The organism is Kaistella sp. SH40-3 (assembly GCF_030686865.1).
Lineage (GTDB): Bacteria > Bacteroidota > Bacteroidia > Flavobacteriales > Weeksellaceae > Kaistella.
The window spans coordinates 169,374-190,567 of the sequence record NZ_JAQYUS010000005.1; the positions used below are offsets into that span (position 1 = coordinate 169,374).

18 protein-coding genes are annotated in these 21,194 nt (G+C 34.6%); 13 read left to right on the forward strand and 5 right to left on the reverse strand.

Going from position 1 to position 21,194, the window contains the following annotated elements:
* Nucleotides 1-2 precede the first annotated feature (2 nt).
* The gene (locus PUH65_RS09965) at nt 3-449 is read left to right on the forward strand and encodes a VOC family protein (protein ID WP_305519853.1); all 447 of its coding nucleotides are present in this window, start codon (nt 3-5) and stop codon (nt 447-449) included.
* 97 nt (nt 450-546) lie between these two features.
* Here the strand turns inward: PUH65_RS09965 and pcaF are convergent, their stop codons facing one another.
* Nucleotides 547-1,761, reverse strand: a complete 1,215-nt coding sequence (pcaF, locus tag PUH65_RS09970) for a 3-oxoadipyl-CoA thiolase (RefSeq protein ID WP_305519854.1) — start codon at nt 1,759-1,761, stop codon at nt 547-549.
* A gap of 274 nt (nt 1,762-2,035) precedes the next feature.
* Here pcaF and PUH65_RS09975 point away from each other — a divergent pair, with 274 nt between their 5' ends.
* From PUH65_RS09975 to PUH65_RS09985, 3 genes are all read left to right on the forward strand, one after another.
* On the forward strand, nt 2,036-3,739 hold the full coding sequence (locus tag PUH65_RS09975; protein ID WP_305519855.1) for an ATP-binding protein: 1,704 nt from the start codon (nt 2,036-2,038) through the stop codon (nt 3,737-3,739).
* Nucleotides 3,736-4,374, forward strand: coding sequence for a response regulator transcription factor (locus PUH65_RS09980; RefSeq protein ID WP_305519856.1), 639 nt, complete (start codon nt 3,736-3,738; stop codon nt 4,372-4,374). Before PUH65_RS09975 ends, PUH65_RS09980 begins: the two co-directional genes overlap by 4 nt.
* 126 nt (nt 4,375-4,500) lie before the next feature.
* Nucleotides 4,501-5,883, forward strand: a complete 1,383-nt coding sequence (locus tag PUH65_RS09985; protein WP_305519857.1) for a glycosyltransferase family 2 protein — start codon at nt 4,501-4,503, stop codon at nt 5,881-5,883.
* A 49-nt stretch (nt 5,884-5,932) separates the two neighbouring features.
* Here PUH65_RS09985 and PUH65_RS09990 read toward each other — a convergent pair whose 3' ends face one another.
* Both PUH65_RS09990 and PUH65_RS09995 read right to left on the reverse strand, forming a co-directional pair.
* Nucleotides 5,933-6,694: a tryptophan-rich sensory protein gene (locus PUH65_RS09990; RefSeq protein ID WP_305519858.1), complete on the reverse strand. Its 762-nt coding sequence runs from the start codon at nt 6,692-6,694 to the stop codon at nt 5,933-5,935.
* 98 nt (nt 6,695-6,792) lie between these two features.
* Nucleotides 6,793-7,887 (reverse strand): MBL fold metallo-hydrolase, encoded by a 1,095-nt coding sequence (locus tag PUH65_RS09995; protein ID WP_305519859.1) that lies wholly within the window; start codon nt 7,885-7,887, stop codon nt 6,793-6,795.
* A 133-nt stretch (nt 7,888-8,020) separates the two neighbouring features.
* Here PUH65_RS09995 and PUH65_RS10000 point away from each other — a divergent pair, with 133 nt between their 5' ends.
* Nucleotides 8,021-8,446: an SRPBCC domain-containing protein gene (locus tag PUH65_RS10000; protein ID WP_305519860.1), complete on the forward strand. Its 426-nt coding sequence runs from the start codon at nt 8,021-8,023 to the stop codon at nt 8,444-8,446.
* A 66-nt stretch (nt 8,447-8,512) separates the two neighbouring features.
* On the opposite strand, the gene tatC is transcribed toward PUH65_RS10000, so the two are convergent.
* The gene (tatC, locus tag PUH65_RS10005) at nt 8,513-9,340 is read right to left on the reverse strand and encodes a twin-arginine translocase subunit TatC (protein ID WP_305519861.1); all 828 of its coding nucleotides are present in this window, start codon (nt 9,338-9,340) and stop codon (nt 8,513-8,515) included.
* A gap of 112 nt (nt 9,341-9,452) precedes the next feature.
* Nucleotides 9,453-10,412 carry an SIS domain-containing protein gene (locus PUH65_RS10010; RefSeq protein WP_305519862.1) on the reverse strand — a complete coding sequence of 320 codons (960 nt, stop codon included), beginning with the start codon at nt 10,410-10,412 and terminating at the stop codon, nt 9,453-9,455.
* Between the two features lie 288 nt (nt 10,413-10,700).
* On the opposite strand from PUH65_RS10010, the gene recQ reads away from it, so the two are divergent.
* The 8 genes from recQ to PUH65_RS10050 all read left to right on the forward strand — a co-directional run bounded on the left by recQ (nt 10,701) and on the right by PUH65_RS10050 (nt 21,168).
* Nucleotides 10,701-12,905, forward strand: coding sequence for a DNA helicase RecQ (gene recQ / locus PUH65_RS10015; RefSeq protein WP_305519863.1), 2,205 nt, complete (start codon nt 10,701-10,703; stop codon nt 12,903-12,905).
* Between the two features lie 10 nt (nt 12,906-12,915).
* Entirely contained in the window at nt 12,916-13,296 is a 381-nt protein-coding gene (locus PUH65_RS10020) for a hypothetical protein (RefSeq protein ID WP_305519864.1), read from the forward strand.
* Entirely contained in the window at nt 13,281-13,604 is a 324-nt protein-coding gene (locus PUH65_RS10025) for a hypothetical protein (RefSeq protein ID WP_305519865.1), read from the forward strand. Before PUH65_RS10020 ends, PUH65_RS10025 begins: the two co-directional genes overlap by 16 nt.
* Nucleotides 13,605-13,661: 57 nt before the next feature.
* Nucleotides 13,662-14,765: a glycosyltransferase gene (locus PUH65_RS10030; RefSeq protein ID WP_305519866.1), complete on the forward strand. Its 1,104-nt coding sequence runs from the start codon at nt 13,662-13,664 to the stop codon at nt 14,763-14,765.
* A 210-nt stretch (nt 14,766-14,975) separates the two neighbouring features.
* A complete protein-coding gene (locus tag PUH65_RS10035; protein ID WP_305519867.1) occupies nt 14,976-17,528 on the forward strand; it encodes an adenosylcobalamin-dependent ribonucleoside-diphosphate reductase in 2,553 nt (850 codons plus the stop codon).
* 173 nt (nt 17,529-17,701) lie between these two features.
* Entirely contained in the window at nt 17,702-17,887 is a 186-nt protein-coding gene (locus PUH65_RS10040) for a hypothetical protein (RefSeq protein WP_305519868.1), read from the forward strand.
* A gap of 345 nt (nt 17,888-18,232) precedes the next feature.
* Nucleotides 18,233-19,636: a dihydrolipoyl dehydrogenase gene (gene lpdA, locus PUH65_RS10045; protein WP_305519869.1), complete on the forward strand. Its 1,404-nt coding sequence runs from the start codon at nt 18,233-18,235 to the stop codon at nt 19,634-19,636.
* A gap of 647 nt (nt 19,637-20,283) precedes the next feature.
* Nucleotides 20,284-21,168: a DUF4476 domain-containing protein gene (locus PUH65_RS10050; RefSeq protein ID WP_305519870.1), complete on the forward strand. Its 885-nt coding sequence runs from the start codon at nt 20,284-20,286 to the stop codon at nt 21,166-21,168.
* Nucleotides 21,169-21,194: the final 26 nt, after the last annotated feature.

Sequence of the window (21,194 nt, forward strand, 5' to 3'; positions counted from 1 at the left end):
TTATGGCAACAGTAAATCCTTATTTAATGTTTGATGGAAACTGCAAAGAAGCATTTGAATTTTATAAAAATGCCTTCGGAAAAGACTTTGCAGATATTAATTATTTCGGCGATATGCCCCCACAGGAAGGAATGCCACCTTTGTCCGACGAGCAAAAAAACAGGGTGATGCACGTACGATTAGAGATTTCCAAAGAAACGATTTTGTACGGAAGCGATGTTCTCCCTGGAACTCACGGATTTTCGCATGGAAATAATTTCTCGATTTCGATCAATGCAGATTCCCGCGTAGAAACTGAAAATTTATTTAATAAATTATCCGAAGGTGGAGTAGTGACCATGCCGCTCGAAGATACTTTTTGGGGCGCTTATTTCGGAATGTGGAAAGATAAATTCGGTATCGACTGGATGGTGAATTATGATGATCCGACGAAAGTTCAGTCAAATTAAATGTTCTTTTTAATAATGCTGGAAAAAACTTTCAACTAAAAAAACCCTTTCAGCCTTTTAAAGGCTGAAAGGGTTCTGTAAATTTTATCGATCTAATCTAGATATTTACGTTTTCCAGAATAATCGCGTAACCTTGTCCAACGCCGATACACATTGTTGCCAACGCATATTTTTTACCGGTTTTTTGAAGTTCCAAAGCCGCAGAATAAGTAATTCTGGTTCCGCTCATTCCAAGTGGATGACCGAGTGAAATTGCGCCACCATTTACATTAACTCTTGCATCGTCATTTGCGATTCCGAGTTCTTTTAAACAGGCGATACTTTGGGCGGCAAACGCTTCATTCAACTCGATAATATCAATTTGATCTAAAGTTAAGTTCGCTCTTTTTAATGCTAATTTGGTCGCTTCAACCGGACCAATTCCCATAATTCTTGGTTCAACACCAACAACGGCAGAACTTACGATTTTCGCCAAAGGTTTTAAGTTGTAGTTTTTTACGGCATCATCAGAAGCAATAATTACGGCAGCAGCACCATCATTTAATCCTGAAGAATTTCCTGCGGTTACTGTTCCGTTTTCCTTCATGAAAGCCGGTCTTAATTTTCCTAAAATTTCTACAGTAGAAGTAGGTTTGATGAATTCATCTTTATTAATGACAATTGCATCACCTTTTCTTTGCGGAATTTTGATGTCAGAAATTTCTTCTGCAAATCTACCAGATTCTTGTGCTTTTGTCGCTTTCATTTGAGAATTCAAAGCAAATTTATCCTGTTCTTCACGGGAGATTTTATATTGGTCTGCGAGATTTTCTGCAGTTTTTCCCATGGCATCAATTCCGTACATTTTTTCCATGGCAGGATTCACAAAACGCCATCCAAAACTGGAATCAAACATTTTAGAATCTGTTCCAAACGCCGATTCTGATTTAGAAAGAACATAAGGCGCTCTCGACATTCCTTCAACGCCACCAGAAATGAATAAATCTCCTTCTCCTGATCTGATCGCGCGCATTGCGTGTACAATCGAACTCATTCCAGAGGCACACAATCTGTTTACCGTTTCACCCGGAACATTAATTGGGATTCCAGCCAAAAGCAAAGCCATTCTCGCAACATTACGATTGTCTTCGCCGGCTTGATTAGCGCAACCGATAATCACATCATCAATTTTATCTAAAGGTAAATCTGGATTTTTCTCAATTAAACTTTTTAGGACAGAAGCCATTAAATCATCCGTTCTTACGGGTGCCAAACTTCCTTTGAAATTTCCAATCGCAGAACGTGTTCCATCGATGATATATGCGTTATTCATTTTTTATTTTTTAGTGAGCGTAAATTTAAGAAAATAAAAAAGACTCTTCGAATAGTCAATCTTTAGTTTTAAAAATTTAGAAATCATGTGAATTTTGTTTCTGCTAATTTTTTGCAAGTTCATTTTATTACTAAAAAATAACTTATTTTAGATAAAATAAAATTTTAAGTAAAAATATAAACGTCTTCGGCAGATTCTTTGCATTGATGCTCATTTTTCGATAGGTTTAAAGAATAATAAAAATCAGATAACATTTTTCTTTTCAATTAATGGAATGATTTATAAAACTAAATACAGACAACTTATACATTATTCGCTGATTGCGTGTACTTTGTGCATTCAAATCATCATCTGTATCTTTATTTATAACGAATATTTTAACGGAAAGAAAGTTGAAGTTATTGAGAATCAAATTCAGGAAACTCACGTTCTGAAGAATTTAATGGAAAATTCCAGAAAAGATTTGTTGAGCGCACAAGATAATTTGCAGAAATACGTCTTTAATAATGATAAAAAATATTTAGAATCTTATTTTCAATCTTTGCGTAATCTAAATAAAAATTTGGACAGTATTAGCGCTTATAAAAATATTAATCCTTCTTTAAAAAGTTTTATTAATTCGAGAAAATCTGAACTTTCAAAACTTCCGAATCTGGAGAAATCGATTAATTCTGTTTATCGTGAGTTCAAGAAACCTGCGCCCGAAAAAGTTCCTTTTAAAATAAAAGATTTTCAAGTCAAAAGTATTCCGAAAATTTATGATACTAAAGTAGAGTATCGGTTAGACAGCGTCCAGAAAAAAACGCTTCTGAACCGACTGAAAGCAGCGGTAAAAAATGATGTCGACGTTCAAAGAGAACTCACAATTATTTCGACCAAATACGGAGATTCTGTAAATACTGACCAAATTAAAAACGACATTGATAGTATTATAAACGCGGTAAATAACCATTACGGCAATGAAATAAAGAAGTATGAATCTGGTATTACGGCCTCGCAAACCAAGAATAATAATCTGTATCAGATTTACGACCAATTGATTGTCTATAGCAATAATTGGATGGGGATTTATAATATTGCGGTAAGTGATTTCAGTAAAAATCTGGAAAAAGATCTGTACGAACAAAATTCAATTAACAATAAAATTAGAAGATATTCGGTGTTGGGATTAATGATTTTGATGTTCTTTGTAATGATCGTCATCGTTTACTACAACAGACAATCTTATCTTTATGAGAAAAAATTGAAGTTGGCTTACGAGGAAATTAACAAAAACCTGAATTTTAAAAATAAAATTTTAGGAATGTTGAGTCATGAAATCCGTTCACCTTTAAAAATTATTAATATTTTTATCGATAGAATCAGCAAAAAAACAAAAGATGAAAATATTGCAGATTATTTGAAAACCATAAAATTTACCAATAATTCCTTATTAATTCAAGCCAATCAAATATTGGAATACACCAAAAATCAAGAAAAGAAAGTTGAATTAAGACCTATAGAATTTAATCTTCGAAATGAAATTGAATCGATATTTCGGGCATTTGAACCTTATATCGAATCAAAAAATAATGTTTTTGAAGTAAAAAATAATATTCATCCTGAAACAATTGTTTTGGCTGATAACATTAAGATTCATCAGGTTTTCACGAATATTTTGGGGAATGCGAATAAGTTTACAGAAGACGGTAAAATTGAAGTAAATTTAAATACGAATCAGGTCAACGAAAAAATAGTAAGACTCAATGTTTCGGTTTCTGACACTGGCGCAGGAATTTCGAAATCAGATATTAAAAAGATTTTTGAACCTTATTTTCAAGGAGTTGTTTCTACTGAAATTGATAATCTTGGTGCAGGTTTAGGTTTAAATTTATGCAAGGAAATCATTGATCTTTTTCAGGGAACTATTTCCGCACAAAGTACTTTAGGAAAAGGAACAACCGTAACTTTCGCCATTAATCTGAATATTGCAAAATGAATAAATCGATAAAATTTCTGTTGGGTGATGATCATAATATTGTTCGTCAGGGACTTCAATTTATTATTGGAGATGTTTCTGAAAATCCCGAGATTATTCATGCTTCGAGTTTGGAACAGATTTTAAGTCAAATTAAATCGAACTCTTTTGACATTGCTATTTTAGATGCACAGTTTCCCGATGGGAATTCGCTTTCAATTATTGCGGAAATAAAAAGTCTTCAACCCGAAATTAAAATTCTGATTTTTACCAGTTTTGAGGAAGAAAATTATTCTTTAAAATTTATTAATGAAGGTGCTGATGGTTTTCTCAATAAGTTAAGTGAAGAAAACGAAATTCAAAATGCAATTAAGGAAATGGTTGAAAAAGGAAGTTCTTTTCCGCCATTTACCACAAAAATGTTACAGTTATCAGATGAACATATTGCGCTTTTAAATCCTTTAAATCAACTCACCGAAAGAGAATTGGAAATTGCATTATTATATGCAAAAGGATTTGGAAACCTCGAAATTGCAAACAGTTTATCGCTTCGACAAAATACCGTAAGCACCTTTAAAAAAAGGATTTTTGACAAACTTAAAGTCGACACTTTGGTTGATTTAATTGACTTGGTAAGAACGCATCATGATCTCTAAAATGTTGTATTGTAGATAAATATCTACAATACTCTCGACAAACATCGACTCGATTTTCCCGAAAAAAAAATCTGTTTCCCTTTACTTTGTAAGTGAATTTAGTTAGTAACTATAAAGTTTAGGAAAATGAAAGAAAATCGAATAAAAAAAGAATTTTTGCGTGATAAAATATCTCGTGCGGTCTCAAAAATAAAAGCATTAAGTAAGAAGGAATTCGGCGTTTTAATTGCGGTTCAAATTGTAATGTTTAGCGCTATTTATGCGGTTAATAATTTTAGTCCTTATTTTGAAGAACTTCATTTTGTAAGAATGCAGACGATTTCTGGACGAATTTTAGTGTTCTCTTTGTTAACCATCTTAATATTCCAGGTTTCGTTTCTTATTTATATTGCTTATTTATTTTTTAAATATAAAGCGGTGAAATCAGTTTCAGATGAAGAACTGCCAAGTTGTACCGTAATTGTACCGGCGTATAATGAAGGAAAGTTGGTTTATGAAACATTATTAAGTATTGCTGCAAGTGATTTCCCGATGCATAAAATGGAAGTTATTGCGGTAGATGATGGAAGTAGCGATGATACTTGGTTTTGGATTAACAAAGCAAATACCGATTTAGGAAATACGATTACGGTTTATAAACAACCTGAAAACAAAGGAAAAAGACACGCACTACATCTTGGTTTTACTACAGGAAACGGCGACGTTTTTATTTCAATCGATAGCGATTCCGTTGTAGAAAAAAATACGATTAGAAATTTGGTGAGTCCTTTTGCAGTCAACAAAAACTGTGGTGCAGTTGCTGGAAATGTAAAAGTTTTGAACAAAAACCAAGGCATGATTCCAAGAATGCTGAACGTAAGTTTCGTATTTAGTTTTGAATTTATGCGGGCTGCACAAAGTTCGTTAGGATTTGTATTATGTACGCCTGGAGCATTATCTGCTTATCGTAGAGAAGCGGTTTTACATTGTCTTACAGATTGGATTGACCAAACATTTTTCGGACGTGCGGCAACAATTGGAGAAGATCGTGCGATGACGAATTTAATTTTAAAACAAGGTTACGATGTTCAGTTTCAAAGAAATGCAAACGTTTTAACCAATACGCCGACTTCATTTAAAACTTTACACAAAATGTTTACAAGATGGGGCAGAAGTAATGTTCGTGAAACATTGATGATGAACCGTTTTATTTTTAATGATTTTAGAATGAAAAACAAAACAGGCGCACGATTTATTTTTATCAATCAGTGGGTGAACTTACTTGCTGCTTTTCCTCTAATGATTTTGATGTTCTATTTTTTAATGACTCATCCGCTTTTATATCTAAGTTCAGCACTGACGGGAACTTTTATTTTTGCGAGTATTCAGATGTTGTTTTTTAGTAAAAAATATAATTTTATCGATGCGCTTTGGGCTTATCCGTACAGTGTGTTTTATTTATTTGGTCTTTTCTGGATTTTCCCTTTTTCAATTGCTACGGTTAAAAACGGAGGTTGGTTAACGAGATAAAATTCAATTTAGATAAGAGAAAGAAATTGCTCCCTTTAATATTCAATTATTAAAGGGACTTTTTTTTTAATATTTTGAAACAACTGCTGATAAAAATAATTATGGCCGCAATCAAGGCTGCTAAATAAATCTCCTGATTAACTTCTTTATTTGCCATTGCAATAGCAACCAAAGCCCAAACGGCAACGAAAGCAAACACAGGTGCGTTCTTTTTCCAAGTCATGAAGGTGTGAATTAGAGACGCAATTATGATTAAAATGATTGTCCAGGAAACATCTGAAATTCCCAATCCGCTCCATTCAATTTTAGTGAGCCACGCAGCGACGGCAGCGATTAAAGCAACACTTACCCAACCAGCGTAAATTTGAAAAGGAAAATTAACGAACCATTTTTGTGCGTTTCCTGAATTGTATTTTAATTCTTCCATTAATATTATTAAAAGAGAGATAAACGCGATTAAAAGAACGATTACGGATAAACCAGTAAAATCGTAAAGCCACGTCAAAATCCAGGCGCAATTGGCGAGACATGAAACGACAAACCACCAGCCGATTTTTTCTACAAATCCGTCCGATTCATTTTTAGAAGGATTGAATAAACTTCTGCCCGTATAAAAGACAAATCCAATTAAAAGTAAATAAATGAAACCCCAAATTGAAAAGGCATAACCTGCAGGCGTAAATAAATTGTGGTATTGATTAGAAACATTCGCGATCGTTTTACCATTAAAAATTCCGGTATTGCTTAAATAATTAAAGATGATGGTGAACACCAAAAAGAGACCATTAGATATTTGTAATTTTTTAATCATCGTATAAAATTTACTTTAAAGTTTAAAGGGCAAATGAAGGTACTAAAATAGATAATTTAAAATCTAAAATTCTTGCAATCATTAAAATTAAATGCTGATTAATCATAAGTTTCCCACCATTTCTCATACTTTTTAGAATCATCTTCCCAAGTTGTTTTTTCTCCAATTTTTGGCGTAATAACTCTCAGATTCTCTGTGTTTAATTCTGTAATTTTTTTTAATGGTTCATCCCAAGGATGGGTGGCCAGAACAAATTTAGAATGATGAACCGGAATCATTCGTTTGGCATTCAAATCTTTCATGGCCAAGAGTTGCTCTGCCGGAATCATGTGAATGTATCGCCAATCCTTATTGTATTGTCCGGTCTCCAGGATTGCCAAATCAAAACCATTAAATTTTTCACCGATCTTTTTGAAATGAGAATCGTAGCCACTGTCGCCACCAACGTAAATTTTCTGCGTTGGAGTTATTAAGGCGAAACTCGCCCAAATGGCTTGGTTTCTTTTAAAACTGCGTCCCGAAAAATGGCGACCTGTTTCACAGTAAATTTTAAATCCATTTCCGAGATCAAAGTTTTCGCCCCAATCAAGTTCGATTATTTTTGAGGATTCATAATTCCAATGTTCCAAATGTTCGCCAGTTCCTAAACCGGTGATGACTTTACCAACCTTTGGGTTTAATTTCTTCACCGTTTTATAATCCAGATGATCCCAGTGATCGTGCGTGATAATCAAATAATCCAATTGAGGGATATCTTCGACTTCGTAAAGATCAGTTCCTGCCATTGCTTTTCCCGTGAAGGAAAAAGGTGATGCATGTCCACAGAAGACAGGATCTACCAATATCTTTTTTCCATCGACTTGAATGAAATAAGAGGAATGTCCAAACCAGATAAATACATTTTCATCTGGACTTATATGATGTAAGTCAGTTTTTTCAAAATTAAATTTTTGCATAGGAACTTTTCGCGGTGTATTTCCAAAGAGAAACCGAAACATTACTTTGGCCATGTTTGTATCCTCTGCAAGTTGTGGCGTAGGACTTATATTTTGAAAAGCACCGTCTTTATAATTGGGAGATTTTAAAATCCTTTCCAGCCTTTTGCCTGAAGGTTTCTTTCCAAATTGAGGATGATTAAAAATGAAAAAAACTGCGGCGGAAATTGTTAATAAAACAATAATAAATATAATCATTTCTGAATGTTAAAATAGTAAAAAAATAAAGCACGAAAGTAAACCAAATATTTATCATGTTACTTGTCTCACATCAGTAATTTTGCTTAATTTTAAGTAATCAAATTGTTTAACCCAATAAATTTATAAAATTATGCACGATAATGTAGTTATTAAACAACGTATTAATGCGCCAGTTGATAAAGTGTGGAGCGCAATTACCAATCGTTCGCAAATGAAAGATTGGTATTTCGATATCGCTGATTTCAATACTGATTTACACACTGAGTTTAGTTTTTATGAGAAAGATGGTGAGAATAAATATCAGCATCATGGGGAAATTTTGGAAGTTATTCCCAATGAAAAATTGAAATATTCGTGGTCGTATCCCGAAATTACAAAAGACAAAACAATTGTTAAATGGAATCTTCAAGATGAGGGCGATAAAACTTTAGTAATACTCACACACAAAGGATTGGAAAATTTTGAACATTTGGGTGAAGAGTTTAGCAAAGATGCTTTTGACAAAGCCTGGACGAAAATTGTTTCTATTAAGTTGAAAAATTTTATCGAAAACTAAACTGCCTTTTTTAAAAATGTAAAACACGCCCGAAAGCGTGTTTTTTTTATTGATATTTATTTTTAATTAACCTCTTAACTGTTCTTCTTCCAATTTTCTTTTTTCTACTTTTTTAAAGGTGTACGCACTCATTATAATACTGAATTCGTATAACAAAAGAAGTGGAAATGCAGCCATCATCATACTTAAAACATCTGCCGGAGTAATAATCGCTGCAACAACCATAATTAAAACAATGGCGTGACGACGATACGTTCTCATGAATTTTGGCGTAAGAATTCCGATTGCTGTCAGGAAATAAACGATCACCGGGAAAAGGAAAATAACTCCCATTCCTAAAACGATTTGAAGGAAAAGAGTCGTGTAATCACTTAAATCAAATAATTGGGTAATGGAATCTGATACTTTAAAAAGCAATCCGAAATTGATGGCGAATGGAAGAATTAAAAAGTAACCGCAAAGAATCCCACAGGCGAAAAGAATCCAAACGAAATTTATCAGCCAAACCGAATTTTTTCTTTCTTTCGGATGAAGAGCCGGCGAAATAAACCGCCAAAGTTCCCAAACCAAATAGGGGAATGCAGCGACCATTCCACCAAAGATGGATACTGCCATCATTACATTAAACTGTTGAAATAATTTCTTCTGTTGAACCGCAAAATGAGCGGGAAGTGTGATACTGTCGTGCCCAATCAGTTCACGCGAAAAATGATTTACCACCCGAAACGTTAAAAAATCATTTCGTGTGGGTCCGAAGAAAATATGATCCATTATCCAGTTGACATTAAATCCAACCACAATCGCACAGATTACAACGGCAATCATCGAGCGAATCAAGTGTGCTCTCAATTCTCCGATGTGTCCCCAAAAAGACATTTCCTTTCCTTCACTCACGAAATTTTAATTTAAAGTTTGTTACTGGCCTCCTCAATTACAACCAGCGTATTTTGAAGTTGCGAAATTAATTAATTATTGGCGAATAACTTGCAAATCATTTCAATTATAATCAATTGATCCCTTCATCAAGAAGGCGGTGAATATCGATGATTCCAAAATATTTCCCATGCTCTGTCACTATTAACTGACCGATATTTTTATCTTTTAAAATCTGCATTGCTTCTTTTGCCAAAGCATTTTTATCAACGCTCTTCGGATTTTTACTCATAATATCTTTCGCAATGAATTTCGATAAATCCTGTTCACTCATTAGCATTCTGCGTAAATCTCCGTCAGTAATTACACCAGTTATTTCCTCGCCTTGCGTCACAACGGTAATTCCATGTTTTGAACTGCTTACCGAAATTATGATGTCCCGTAAACTGGCTTCTTCCGAAACCTGTGGTTTTTGTGGAGATAAAAACTGCTCGACTTTTGCGGTAAGATTTTTACCTAAACTTCCGCCCGGATGAAATTTCGCAAAGTCAGATTCTTTAAACCCATTGAGTTCCATTAAACAAACTGCTAAAGCATCACCTAGAGCCATTTGAACTGTGGTAGAACTTGTTGGAGCCAGTTTAATTGGGCAGGCTTCTTTTTCTACAAAAGTATTAAGAACAACATCTGAAAATTCAGCAAGTTTGCTTTTTAAATTTCCGGTCATTCCGATGAGATGAGAAGAATATTCTTTAAGAAATGGCGCTAGTGTCACAATTTCCGGCGAGTTGCCTGAATTTGAAATACACAGAACCACATCTGTTTTTTGAATAACCCCCAAATCACCATGAATTGCTTCTGAAGCGTGCAGAAATTGCGATGGCGTTCCAGTAGAATTAAGGGTTGCAACCATTTTATTTCCGACATGTGCAGATTTGCCGATTCCTACAATGATGAGTTTGCCTTTGGATGATTTAATTATATCTAGGGCTTTTAAAAATTGGTCGTCTAAACGATTTTTAAGATGTTCAAGTTCAGCAATTTCGATTGAAAGAGCATTTTTTGCAAGTTGAAGAATTTCCTGATTATTCATAAAATTGAAAGGATCATTTTTTTAGGAAGTAATAATGTCAAAATCTAATTTATCATCTAGAAGTGAATGCTTATTTATTCTATTTCTGTAAAATACAAAAATATTAAATGAAAACTTATTCAAAAATAAATGGCATTTTTTTTTAATGTGATAATTATTAATTAACTTTGATTAATGTGCAAATTTAGGAAACAATTATTAGAACCTTACCTAAAATGTAAATTTCCCGCAGTGTAAAAATGAAAATAATTCTCAAAAAAACGCTGCCACAAAAATGTTAATGTAAAAATGAATACAAAAAACACCGATTTATCTAAGGAATTAAAGAAATATTTCGGTTTCTCAAAATTTAAAGGTCAACAAGAAGAAATTATAAAAACCCTTCTAAAGGGTGACGATGTTTTTGTTCTAATGCCAACCGGCGGCGGTAAATCCCTCTGCTATCAACTACCAGCGTTAATTTCTGAAGGAACTGCGATTGTAGTTTCACCGTTAATTGCCTTGATGAAAAATCAGGTCGACGCTATAAACGGACTTTCGTCTGTAGAAGGAATTGCTCACGTTCTAAACTCTTCGCTCAACAAAACGCAGACAAAACAAGTGTTTGACGATATTAAGTCGGGTGTAACTAAATTATTATACGTTGCTCCAGAATCTTTAATTAAAGAGGAATATCAGGATTTTCTACGTGAGGTTAAAATCTCATTTGTTGCGATTGATGAAGCACACTGTATCTCCGAATGGGGACACGATTTCCGTCCAGAATACAGAAATTTGAAATCGATTATTGATAAAGTTGCGGATGTTCCTGTGATTGCTTTAACGGCGACTGCAACTCCAAAAGTGCAGGACGATATTCAGAAAACTTTGGGAATGAGCAATGCGCTGGTTTTCAAGGAAAGTTTTAACCGTCCTAATCTTTATTATGAAGTAAGACCGAAAGTAAATATCGACCGTGAAATTGTAAAATTCATCAATGCCCGTAAAGGAAAAACAGGAATTGTTTACTGTTTAAGCCGTAGAAAAGTAGAAGAGTTTGCTCAGGTTCTTCAGGTGAATGGAATTAATGCCTTGCCTTATCACGCTGGTTTGGATCAAAAAACGAGAGTGATGAATCAGGATAAATTCTTGATGGAAGATGCTGATGTAATCGTTGCTACCATTGCATTTGGAATGGGAATCGATAAACCCGATGTTCGTTATGTAATTCATTATGATATTCCCAAATCACTGGAAAGTTATTATCAGGAAACTGGTCGTGCCGGAAGAGATGGAGGAGAAGGATATTGCTTGGCTTTTTATGATCCAAAAGATATTGAGAAATTAGAAAAATTTTTAGCGCAAAAACCTGTTTCAGAAAGAGAAATTGGTTTACAACTTTTGAATGAAGTAGTAGGTTATGCCGAGACTTCGATGAGCAGAAGACAATATATTCTCTATTATTTTGGAGAGCAGTTTGATCCTGTTAATGGCGATGGTGCGTTGATGTGTGATAATGCTACAAATCCCCCAAAACTAAAAGATGCTTCTAAAGAATTAAGATTGGTTCTTAATTTAGTAAAAGAACTGGAAGAGAAATTCAAAACAAAAGATTTAATTTCTGTCATTGTCGGTAAAGAAAACCCGGTTACCAAATCTTATAAATTAGAAGCCACTAAACATTTTGGTATTGGTAAGAAAGAAACCGAAAATTTTTGGAAATCGATTATCCGTCAAGCATCTGTACAAAATTTCCTACAAAAAGACATCGAAACTTATGGTGTTTTAAAGTTAACAGAAAAGGGAAACCAAGCACTTTCTTCAAAAACTGATACAGAATTTCTCATCGCAGAAGATCGAGAATACAATCTGGAACAAACAAAAGCAGATTCAGATAAAGTGCAAACTGATTCAGTTGGTGGTTTAGATGAAATTCTTTTCGGTGAATTGAAAGATCTGCGTAAGAAAGTTGCAAAGAAATATGGCATTCCACCCTATACGGTTTTTATGGATCCGAGTTTGGAAGATATGACGGTTCAATATCCTATCAACATTGAAGAAATTGGAAAAATTTATGGAGTTGGTGAAGGAAAAGCAAAGAAATATGGGAAAGAATTCGCCGACTTTATTAAAAAATATGTAGACGAAAATGACATAGAAAGAACGCAGGATATGGTGATGAAAACCGTCGCCAATAAATCAAGTCACAAAGTTTTCATTATTCAAAGTACCGATAAGAAAATTGATTTAGAAGACATTGCAAAAGCCAAAAATATTTCAATGGATGAACTGTTGAAGGAGATGGAACGTATCGTTTATCAAGGGACTAAATTGAATATTAACTATTATATCGATGAGAATTTTGATGAAGATGTTGTTGAAGATTTCATGGAGTTTATGAAAGGAAGTGAAAGTGACAGTATGAAAGTTCTCTTGTCTGAATTCGGTGATGATTTGAGTGATGAAGAGGTAAGAATGTTGAGGATTAAGTTTATTTCGGACGTCGCTAATTAAATTGTGAATCATGGGAAATCCAATGATAGAAAAGAAAAAAGAACTCATCGAGTGGATTAATCATCTTAAAGATTTAGTACTGATTCAACAAATGGTGGATTTAAAAAATAGTCAAACCGCCTCATTAATTTCAGATATCAATTCTGAAACAATTATAGAAAATGATTTTGATGAGCAGTTTGCTGCAGGAATGACTTCTGATGAACTACTGGAAAATATTGCTGAGCATATTGAATCTATCGCGGAGGAAGAACCTTCTTCTGTAGTTTCTGATACACAATCGGAATATGCGGTGAAAGATGATTTTGACGAAAGGTTTGCGAAAGGTTTAACTCCAGAAAAGGCGCGGGAAGAATCCAAGAAAAAAATTAGAGAATGGTGGGGGAAATAAATTATTCACCGCTATTTATTGATGAATTAGATGATCTTGCAAAGGTTCTTTATCAACAAAAATATTTTAGTTTTGTGGAAGATGTGGATATTTATATTGATAAAATTTACGACTTCATAGAAAGTAAAATAGAATATCCAATCTCCAAAAATTCTCCTGAATCTTTCGACAAATTCGGAAAGAAATATCTTCGTTACAAAGCCAATAATCAAACTTTCTGGTATATTTTCTTTGACCAAAAAGACAATCAATTTATTATCAATCACATTTTAAATAACCATTCCCAGGACTTTCCGGAATTGTTGTAAATTCGCAATTAACCGTGTCAAGGTTTCATACCTTGACACGGTTTTTAAATACAAAGCATGCAGAAAATCTCCATCCTCTTTATACTTCCCGATTTAGAAACTGGTGGCGCAGAGCGAATTGTCACCACGATTGCGAATCATTTGCCACGAGAAAAATTTGAACCCAAAATTATGCTTTTGCGTAAAGAAGGTGGTTATCTGGAATTTTTAAAAGACGATGTTGAGATTATCGATCTAAAAACTCCAAGAATTCGCCATTCTTTAAAACCTATTTTAAAGGAAATTCGCAAAAGAAAACCTGATATTGTTTTCAGTGGTTTCGGTGAAGTCAATGCATATTTGGCTTTGTTTATTAAGTTTTTTCCGAAAATAAAATTCATTGCTCGAGAAACCAATGTTGTTTCTAAACATGTTACCAGAAAGGAAATCCGATTCTTTTATAAGTTTTATAACAACTATAACAAGATTATTTGTCAGAGCGACGACATGCAAAATGATCTGATTGAGAATTTTAAAATTAAAAAAGAGAAATTGATTAAAATCAATAATCCGGTCGATTTTGATTTTATTAATGAAAAACTCGCGATTTCAGAAAAACCTGAATCTTTTAAAGATGATTTTAAAAATATTGTCGCCATCGGAAATCTATCTTCCAGAAAAGGTTTCGATAATTTGTTAAAAGTTTTTACTCATTTAAAAAATGAAAATATTCTGCTGCACATTTTAGGTGATGGACGAGATAAAGAATTGCTTCATCAAATGAAAAACGATTTAGGTTTAGAAAATGTCATCTTTCACGGACAGCAAAACAATCCTTATCAGTTTTTAAAGTTCGCAGATTTGTTTATACTTTCCTCGCGTTACGAAGGTTTCCCAAATGTTTTATTAGAAGCCGGCGCATGCGGAACTTATTCTTTAGTGAATAATTGTCCAGGCGGAATTACCGAAATTATACAACCTGGAATTAATGGTGAAATTTCAAATATAGAAAACCACAAGGAATTTGCTGATAAGATATTGAGTGTGATTAATGAAACTCATGATTCTGAAGCCATCGAAAATTCTATTTCTTCTCGGTTTTCGAAAAATTTTATCTTGAAAAAAAATGAAGATGTTTTCTTGGAAATATGCAATCAACCCTTTCAGCCTTTAAAAGGCTGAAAGGATTTGAATCAACTCAATTAAATTCAAAAAAGTTAAAATTTTCAATTAAGTATGATTTTAATCATATTCTAATTTTCATTTTTTGTAAACTTTATAAATTTTAAAAATATTTATTTTGTTGATTTACAAGTGTTTAAATTAAAATATTTGTAAACAATTTTTTATTAAAAGATACTTCTGTATATTTATTTCGTCAAAAAAATAATTATGGAAGCGAAAGTGCTATCAAAAAAAACTACAATTTATACTTACGATGAAGCAATTCAATCATCTTTAAAATATTTCGAAGGTGATGATTTAGCAGCGAAAGTTTGGGTGAGTAAATATGCCTTAAAAGATTCAGATGGTAATATTTACGAACAAAATCCTGATGATATGCATCACCGAATTGCGTCGGAAATTGCCAGAGTTGAAGCGAAATATCCAAATGCTCTTTCGGAAGAAAAGGTTTTTGATCTCATTAAAAAATTCAAATATATTATTCCGCAAGGAAGTCCGATGACGGGAATTGGCAATAATTTCCAGATTGCTTCGCTTTCCAATTGTTTTGTAATAGGCAGCGGAACGCAAAGTGATTCCTACGGAAGCATTATGAAAATTGACGAAGAGCAAGTTCAGTTAATGAAACGCCGCGGTGGAGTTGGCCATGATTTGTCGCATATTCGTCCGAAAGGTTCTGCGGTGAAAAACTCTGCTTTGACTTCCACCGGATTGGTTCCTTTTATGGAAAGATATTCGAATTCTACGCGGGAAGTTGCGCAAGATGGAAGACGTGGTGCTTTGATGCTTTCCGTTTCTGTAAATCATCCGGATTCCGAAGATTTCGTAGATGCAAAATTGGAGCAGGGAAAAATTACAGGCGCCAATATTTCCGTGAGAATTGATGACGAGTTTATGAAAGCCGTTGTCAATAAGGAAAATTATATTCAGAAATATCCTATACATAGTGCAAATCCAAAGTTTCAGAAGGAAATAAAAGCGACTGATCTTTGGGATAAAATTATTCATAACGCCTGGAAATCTGCGGAACCTGGTATTCTTTTCTGGGATACGATTATTAATGAATCATTGCCGGATTGTTATGCAGATCTTGGCTACGAAACAGTTTCCACAAATCCGTGTGGCGAAATTCCTTTGTGTCCGTATGATTCTTGCCGATTGTTGGCGGTGAATCTTTTCTCGTACGTTGAAAATCCGTTCACGAAAAAAGCGAAATTTAATTTTGAATTATTCAAAGAGCACGTTGGTTATGCCCAAAGAATGATGGATGATATCATAGATTTGGAAATTGAAAAAATTGATGCGATTCTAGCGAAGATTGACGCTGATCCGGAAGGAGATGAAATTAAATTCACAGAGAAAAATCTTTGGACAAAAATCCGTCATAAAACAATCGAAGGAAGAAGAACCGGCGTTGGAATTACAGCAGAAGGCGATATGTTGGCTGCATTAGAAATTCAGTATGGAAGTAAAGAAGGAAATGAATTTTCGACTTTGGTTCATAAAACTTTGGCTTTGGCGGCGTATCGATCTTCCGTAGAAATGGCGAAAGAAAGAGGTGCGTTTGCAATTTATGATGCAAAAAGAGAAGAGAAAAATCCTTTCATTTTAAGAATGAAAGAAGCAGATCCGGAATTGTATGAAGATCTGAAAAAATACGGTAGAAGAAATATTGCTTTGTTGACGATTGCGCCAACTGGAAGTACATCTTTAATGTCGCAAACCTCGTCTGGAATTGAGCCGGTTTTCATGCCTGTATATAAAAGACGTAGAAAAGTCAATCCAAATGATCAGGATATTCGCGTCGATTTTGTAGATGAAGTAGGAGATTCTTGGGAAGAATATTTGGTTTTTCACCACCGTTTTAAAGAATGGATGGAAGTCAATGGAATCGACACCGACAAAAATTATTCGCAAGAAGAATTAAATAAAATTATTGAGCAATCGCCGTATTATAAAGCGACTTCAAATGATGTGGACTGGTTGAGCAAAGTGGAAATGCAGGGTTCTATTCAAAAATGGGTGGATCATTCAATTTCAGTGACGATTAATGTTCCGAATGATGCGACGGAAGAATTGGTGAATCAACTCTACATCAAAGCGTGGGAAGTAGGTTGCAAAGGCGTGACGGTTTATCGTGACGGTTCACGTTCCGGAGTTTTGATTTCGGCAGACGAGAAGAAAGACGAAAAACCTGAAATGATTACGTCAGTTTTCCCAACGAAAAGACCGCACATTTTAGAAGCCGATGTCGTTCGTTTTCAAAATAATAAAGAAAAATGGATCGCTTTTGTCGGTTTAATTGAAGGTAAGCCTTACGAGATTTTCACTGGTTTGGCAGATGATGAAGAAGGGATTTCAATTCCACGTTGGGTTAATGATGGTGTGATTATTAAAAACCAAGATGGGAATGGAAAATCGCGTTATGATTTCCAGTTTAAAAATCAGCGTGGTTATAAAACGACCATTGAAGGACTTTCTCACAAGTTCAAACCCGAGTTCTGGAATTATGCAAAACTGATTTCCGGAACTTTAAGACACGGAATGCCGATTGAAAATGCGGTGGAATTAATCAACCGTTTAGAACTCGATTCTGAATCCATCAACAACTGGAAAGCCGGTGTTGCGCGTGCTTTAAAACGCTACATCGCTGATGGAACTGAAGCCGCTGGAAAATGTTCCAGTTGTGGTTCTGATCAAGTGGTTTATCAGGAAGGTTGCTTGACTTGCAAGAATTGTGGGAACAGCAAGTGTGGTTAGAATGTCATTGAGAGAAGCGGAACAAAGTGAAGCGACGAAGCAATCTTAACTATTTATAATTTTAAAGACGCAATTTTTGCGTCTTTTTTCGTATTAATCGTTTTTTATATTTAAATAATTTAACTATATTAGAGATAGTAGGAGACAATCATAACTCCTATTTATTAATATTAATGACAAATGTTATTAAAATCGGTGATACTTATTATTACCAAAATGCGCCAGTGAAAATTATTTCAATTCTTGGAGACGAGATTGTTGAAATACTTGGCGAAAAAAATGGGATTCCCTTTAATGTAAAGGTTCCCATTTTAGATTTGAAAGGTGAATTAGAAAAAGAAAAAGTATTCTTTTTTTAATTCCAATTAGAACTTCTACGAAAAGTTCCGAAGCAAATGTACTAATGTATATTTAAGCCACAAAATTTGTGGCTTTTTATTTTTTAAGATCCACTATAGATTTTTTTTGCACTTCTTTAATCAAACTTCTGTTAATTATTAAAAGTGGGTGTATCTTTTATCCCAATCTCATAGCCCTGATTGCAGCGGCATCCTTTTGCAAAACGAAGTGGCGCAAAAGATACAGCGGAAAGCAGGTTCCCGGCTCCTAAAAAATCCACAAAAATCTCTGCAAAACCACACCATCCAAAGCGAAAATATTTTGTAAATTTGCCCTACTTTTAATAAAATCATAAAAAGATAAATATGAGTCAATTCGATGTTACCGTAATCGGTTCCGGTCCTGGTGGTTACGTTGCTGCAATTAGATGTGCGCAACTGGGTTTCAAAACAGCAATTATTGAGAAATATCCAACGATGGGCGGTACTTGCCTGAACGTGGGTTGTATTCCGAGTAAAGCGCTTTTGGACAGTTCTGAACATTTCGAAAATGCAAAACACAATTTCGCGAATCACGGAATTATCATCAATGAGCCAAAAGCAGATTTGGCCAGAATGATTGCTCGTAAAAATGAAGTGGTGGAACAAACGACCAAAGGAATCCAGTTCTTGATGGATAAAAACAAGATTACTGTGTTCGAAGGGATTGGGAGTTTTGAATCTGCAACTCAGATTAAAGTGACGAAAAACGATGGTTCTACGGAAACGATCGATTCTAAATATACGATTATCGCGACGGGTTCTAAACCGAGTACGCTTCCTTTTATTACTTTGGATAAGGAAAGAATTATTACTTCTACGGAGGCTTTGGAACTGAAAGAAATTCCGAAACACCTGATTGTTATCGGTGGTGGAGTTATCGGTTTGGAGTTGGGTTCTGTTTACAAAAGATTAGGTTCTGAAGTAACAGTGGTAGAATTTATGGATAAGATTATTCCTACCATGGACGGCGCTTTGTCGAAAGAATTGAACAAAGTTTTGCGTAAACAAGGAATGAAATTCAACCTTTCTACGGGCGTTCAGTCTGTTGAAAGAAACGGCGATACCGTAAAAGTTACCGCGAAAGATAAAAAAGGCGAAGAAGTAGTTTTCGAAGGTGATTATGTTTTGGTTGCTGTGGGTAGAAAACCTTACACCGACGGACTTGCTGTTGAAAAAGCAGGCGTTGATTTAGACGAAAGAGGAAGAGTGAAAACAAACGAACATTTGCAAACGAATGTTTCGAATATTTACGCAATCGGTGATGTTGTAGCAGGAGCAATGTTGGCTCACAAAGCGTCTGAAGAAGGAACTTTGGTGGCTGAATTGATCGCTGGACAAAAACCACATATCAATTATAATTTGATTCCGGGTGTTGTTTACACTTGGCCGGAAGTTGCTGCTGTTGGTAAAACAGAAGAGCAATTGAAAGCGGAAGGTGTTGCCATTAAAGTGGGTAATTTCCCGATGCGTGCTTTAGGAAGAAGCCGTGCTTCAGGTGATGTTGATGGTTTCATCAAAGTAATTGCTGACGAAAAAACGGATGAGATTTTAGGAGTTCACATGATCGGAGCGAGAGCGGCAGATTTAATCGCAGAAGCGGTTGTTGCAATGGAATACAGAGCGAGTGCTGAAGATATTTCGAGAATGTCTCACGCTCACCCGACTTATGCTGAAGCGATGAAAGAAGCGGCTTTGGATGCGACTGGAAAGAGAGCGATTCATTTTTAAGGAGAGCCAAGTAAAAAGTAAAAAGTAAAAAGAGCCAAGGTTCGATTGTGAAGAGCCAAGGTAAAAGTAAAAAGAGCCAAGGTTCGATTATGAAGAGCCAAGGTAAAAGTAAAAAGAGCCAAGGAGAGATTTACGGATTGATCGGCGGTTCGGTTTATTATCATATTAAAAGAGAAGTTTCTGCTTCTCTTTTTTTGTTTGAAAGTCTGAAGCAATAATGAAATTTTGGCCTAGTCAGAATCCGAAGGATTCAACAAAAATAGCCGTTGGTGAAACCGACGGATTAAAAATATTTATGTAATTAAAACATTGTAACCCGAAGGATTCAACAAAATAACCGTTGGTGGAACCGACGCATTAAAAAAAAATTATAAAAGTAAAATATCATAATCCGAAGCATTCAATTATAATCGATTGAAAATCGCGGAACATCAATCATCAGAAAAAAGATTCGAACATTCTCGGCAAAAGAATTTTTAATATGAAAATCCGCTTTGATAAAGATTTTTAGCGAAGGTTAAAACGTTTTTTCAGTAATTCTCGATTATTGTACTCATTTGCAGTTATTCGTTAAAATGACGTGATAGTCGATGTTTTTGGCATCATAATAGCCTGGTTTTTTGTAACAATCTTTAAAATGTAAAAAAATGAAAACAATCTCTACTATCGGCGTATTATTTTTAAGCCTGAGCACTTTTGCGCAAGAAGCTGGAAAGGCAGGCGAGCTTTTAAGAAATGATGCGAAATCAACGGAAATGCAAACTCCAAGAAATAATACTTCTGCAAAAACCAATGACAAAGTCTTGGATAATTCAAAGTACAGAAACCCAATGAAAACTACTAGTTCGCAACCAATCTCAAATAATGATTACCGGTGGAATTATAACTACGGAAATTCGGAAGTCTTTTTAAGAATTCCCCAAAATGGAAATTATACGGTAGAAGTTGGCGATCAGATGATGAGTAACTCTACGGGAAAATTCCGATTTTTCGATGTTCAGTTTGGCACTGTTCCGATCGCAATTTATGAAAACAATTTTTTGATTTACAGAACGAATCTCCGGTTGCAAACCTACACACGACTGGTTCTGGATTTCTTTCCAAACAAAGGATTGTATCTGCTCGGAAATTATCCGGTGGAGAATAATCTATACGGAATTACGGAATGGGACGACATTTGGAACAATCCTTACGGCAACCAAAATGGGTATTGGAACGGAAATTCGGGGTATTCTGGAAATGTTATGAATAATCAGGATTTTAGCAGTTTTATATCTTCGGTAAAAAGAAGTGGAAGTTTTGATAAAGATAAAATGTCGGTGATAAAGATGACTGCACGAAATGCAAATTTTACTTCGCAGCAAAGTTACAGTTTATTAAAAACGATGGATTTTGACGATAATAAACTGGAGGTTGCAAAATTACTTTATACAAGATGTGTAGACCGCCAAAATTTCTATTTGGTTTTCGAGGCTTTTGATTTTAGCGCGTCAAAAATCAAACTGACTGATTATATCTCAAAATACAGGTAGACCTGTTCGTCATAAAACAAAAAAAG